Annotated in this window: 5 protein-coding genes; 4 read left to right on the plus strand and 1 reads right to left on the minus strand. The window is 38.8% G+C overall.

What is annotated here, in order from left to right; translation table 11 throughout:
• The 4 genes from ABN256_RS18830 to ABN256_RS18845 all read left to right on the plus strand — a co-directional run.
• The coding region (locus ABN256_RS18830) for a baseplate J/gp47 family protein (protein ID WP_349439912.1) at nt 1-657 on the plus strand (657 nt) is incomplete at its 5' end.
• Entirely contained in the window at nt 657-1,289 is a 633-nt protein-coding gene (locus ABN256_RS18835) for a baseplate wedge 1 family protein (RefSeq protein ID WP_349439913.1), read from the plus strand. The genes ABN256_RS18830 and ABN256_RS18835, both read left to right, overlap by 1 nt.
• A gap of 7 nt (nt 1,290-1,296) precedes the next feature.
• Nucleotides 1,297-2,862, plus strand: a complete 1,566-nt coding sequence (locus ABN256_RS18840) for a hypothetical protein (RefSeq protein WP_349439914.1) — start codon at nt 1,297-1,299, stop codon at nt 2,860-2,862.
• Nucleotides 2,859-3,449 (plus strand): tail fiber assembly protein, encoded by a 591-nt coding sequence (locus ABN256_RS18845; protein ID WP_349439915.1) that lies wholly within the window; start codon nt 2,859-2,861, stop codon nt 3,447-3,449. Before ABN256_RS18840 ends, ABN256_RS18845 begins: the two co-directional genes overlap by 4 nt.
• Nucleotides 3,450-3,521: 72 nt before the next feature.
• Here ABN256_RS18845 and ABN256_RS18850 read toward each other — a convergent pair.
• A partial coding sequence (locus ABN256_RS18850; RefSeq protein WP_502929711.1) for a DNA polymerase III subunit theta occupies nt 3,522-3,622 on the minus strand: 101 nt, incomplete at its 5' end.

Below are 3,622 nucleotides of genomic sequence, written 5' to 3' on the forward strand. Positions count from 1 at the left end.
GGTAGAAATACTGAAAGCAGGCAAGAATTCGAATATCGCAGATCTGAATCTGTCGCAAAGAACGCAAAAAACACCAACTCAGCCACTTACGGTGCAGTAGCTAATCTAAAAGGTGTTATTGACTGCTATGTTGTTGATAACCCATCAGATGCAACTATTCAGGTAGGTAAAACAAAATATTCTTTAATCAGAAACTCAATCGCTGTTTCAGTAGTGGGCGGGGATAACGAAGAGATTGCACAGCAAATATTAACGAAAGCTGGTACTGGATGCTCGTTCGTAGGTAACACGACGGTTACTTATGAAGATAAAGAAAACTTCCCTTACATGCCACCTAAGTACACAGTGAAATTTATTCGACCAACTGATATCGCTGTTACATTTACGATTACTGTTGAAGATAAAACACAATTAACTCACCAAGCAAAGCAAGCCATCATTAAAGCTATTACCGAGGAATTCACGACTGGTAGAGGAAAAGGTCAAATCGGAAAGAGATTAATTGCGAGTGATTATGTATGCGGTGTAGCTCAAGTAACAACATCAAGATTAATCAATATTCAGATTGGTAGAAAAGGCTCGGCTTTGGCTAGTTACATTGACTTTGGGATAGATGAGTTTCCAGTGTTATCGGTAGATGACATAAGGATAGAGTAATGATTGATATTAGAGAAACATTACTCAGCCAATATGCCAACTCTCCCAACATTCTCGCAATACTAAAATCAGCCAATCAAGCCATCGACCCACGTAGCCATGTAGAGGAATTCTACAATATGGCGGTCAACTTACATTCTGCTGTTGGGTTCGGTCTGGATATATGGGGGAGAATAGTTGGCATTGGTAGAGGGCTTTCAATTCCAGATCCTGATGATAGTTACTTTGGTTTTGAAGGAACGGAAAAATTTAGCCCTTTTGGGCAGGCTCCTTTTTTCGGAGGTAATCCTGGTGATGTAACTTATGAAATGTCTGATGACACTTATCGTGAGGTTATCATCATAAAAGCCTATTCAAACATCCTTTATGCAACAGCACCAAATATTAATGCTTTTCTTAAAGCATCATTCCCAAGAGGAAAAGCCTATTACCTGATCACTGGTCACATGCAGGCAAGATATGTATTTGAGTACCGGTTATCAGAATTCGAAAAAAACTTAATATTTCATCACAACATTTTACCTCGACCATCAGGTGTTGATGTCGGAGTAAATGAGCTTCCTACAAATGAATATTTTGGATTCTACGGCAGTGGATTCCAGCCATTCAACCAAGCGCCTTTCACTAAATAGGTAAGAAATGAAAAATCCAAAATTAATATCTAAGCCTTTCGCACAGAACGGGCAGAAAAACGTCATCCCTGAAAAATACGAAACCAGCATGGAGGGTAACCAAGCGACATGGGATCAGGGTTTTGGTCAGATTACTATGTTGCCAGTAAGCGCAGGTGGGTTGCCTCCTAAAGGGCAGGACTTTAATGGCATACTAAACCAGATGTGTGAAACCATCGTTCATATATCAAAAGGTGGTATTTTTAAATTCTCTGCTGACTATGCCGCAGCTATAAATGGCTACCCAAAAGGGGCTATTCTTCAGTCAGAAGATGAGAAAAAATACTACCAGAGTTTGGTTGACAACAATAAGATCAATTTTAATACCGCAAGCCAAGATCAGATAAAAACATCTTGGAAATTGGTAATGACCGACGACTTACTTGATCAGCTATCAAAAAAGCTAGAATCATCCGCAGTCGTTCAGTCCACAGGCACATCAACAACAAGTGTAATGAGCCAGAAGGCATCTACAGATACATTTCAGCCCAAAGGAAATTATCCAACAATACCGGAGATGAATTCTGAGCTTAATAAAAAGATTGATAAAGCCAGCATCTCACAACAGTTAGCAAATGATGTTAATAAAGTGCCCAGCTTGGATTTGGTGACCAAGGAGCTTGGTAACAAACAACCGAAAGGGAATTACGCGGATAAATCATCAACCGCATATCAAGTTTTTAATGGCCCTATTGATGCAACGAATAACGTTGGAGCTAAAGCGGGTGAGCGCAGAATTCAATTTGAATTAACAGCAGGTAAACCTGAAATAACACACACTGATGGTGTTAATGGGTGGAGAGGTGTTGTATTACCCGATAAAACGGGAACTCTTGCTTTAATTGGAGATAGTTACACTAAGGCTGAAAGTAACAACATCTACCAACCTAAAGGTAGCTATCAACCTGCGGGTAACTATGCATTGGCAGGAGAATCGTATACTACGACAGAGTCTGACGGTAAATACCAACCGAAAGGGAATTACGCGGATAAATCATCAACCGCATATCAAGTTTTTAATGGCCCTATTGATGCAACGAATAACGTTGGAGCTAAAGCGGGTGAGCGCAGAATTCAATTTGAATTAACAGCAGGTAAACCTGAAATAACACACACTGATGGTGTTAATGGGTGGAGAGGTGTTGTATTACCCGATAAAACGGGAACTCTTGCTTTAATTGGAGATAGTTACACTAAGGCTGAAAGTAACAACATCTACCAACCTAAAGGTAATTATTCTCTTTTAAGTCAAGTTATGGGTATTGGACAATCATACTCTGATGTAACAGAGGGCAGAGAAATAAACACTGTTTATAAAAACACATCAGGAAAAGGGATGGTTATAAACATCAATGGCAGGACAGTTGGCAATGCCATATCAACATTTCTTGTGAATGATAAATCTGCAATGACCATATCGGGCAGTGATGTATATGCAATCAACAGGAATATCTCTGTGGTTATCCCTGAAGGGGCTAGTTATGAGCTACGGTCCTCTAACTTCACATTTGTATCTTGGGCGGAATTAGTATGAATTATTATAAAGACAGTAAAAATAAAGTTTATGCATATAGCGACGATCAATTATCAACTGTTAATCACATTAGTGAATTATCAGAATTAATCTCGGAATTGGAGTTAGAATTAAACAGTAAGTTGGCATCGTTAAATGAAGCAAGTGAAGCGTTGGAGTATGCGATAAATAATGAAGATAACATAGAAATTGCTGAACATGATTATAATCTCGCCTTATCAGAATTTAATGATATCGACTCGAAACACCAATCGCTAGTAAATGAATACAACTTGATTCCACCTGTGTTTTTTGAAGTGCAATTAGAGATAAAATCACTGACGAAGATGTCAAAAAAAGAAATTGAATCACACACCAATCCTAAACCAACTAAAGAGCAGTTAGCTATAAAGGCTGAGTCTGAGAAGGCATCACTAATAGCGGAAGCTACAATTAAAATATCACCACTTCAGGATGCTGTTGATATAGGTAATGCAACAGATAGTGAGGTTTCAATGCTCAGATCTTGGAAGGAGTATCGAGTTAATGTAAATAGGGTTGATTCATCACTAGCGCCAGACATTGAATGGCCACAAAAACCTGAGTAATCACTCTGTTTTTAAATACTGTACTGAATTTCCATCAGGCAACTTCTTACTTCTCTTACGATAAAACGCTAATCATTTATTAAAATACTCGCGCAGATGTGCTGGTTGTTGTCGTTCAACTTCGGACGCAACAACTGGCATATTGAGTCGTTCTTTATATGCGACACCACTTG

The sequence above is a fragment of the Proteus sp. fly-1008 genome, from assembly GCF_040140305.1.
Taxonomy (GTDB): domain Bacteria; phylum Pseudomonadota; class Gammaproteobacteria; order Enterobacterales; family Enterobacteriaceae; genus Proteus; species Proteus vulgaris_B.

What these genes read in the sequence shown, in the direction of transcription:
- ABN256_RS18835 (WP_349439913.1), top strand. Translation starts at nt 657, where the DNA reads ATGATTGATATTAGAGAAACATTACTCAGCCAATATGCCAACTCTCCC.
- ABN256_RS18840 (WP_349439914.1), top strand. Translation starts at nt 1,297, where the DNA reads ATGAAAAATCCAAAATTAATATCTAAGCCTTTCGCACAGAACGGGCAG.
- ABN256_RS18845 (WP_349439915.1), top strand. Translation starts at nt 2,859, where the DNA reads ATGAATTATTATAAAGACAGTAAAAATAAAGTTTATGCATATAGCGAC.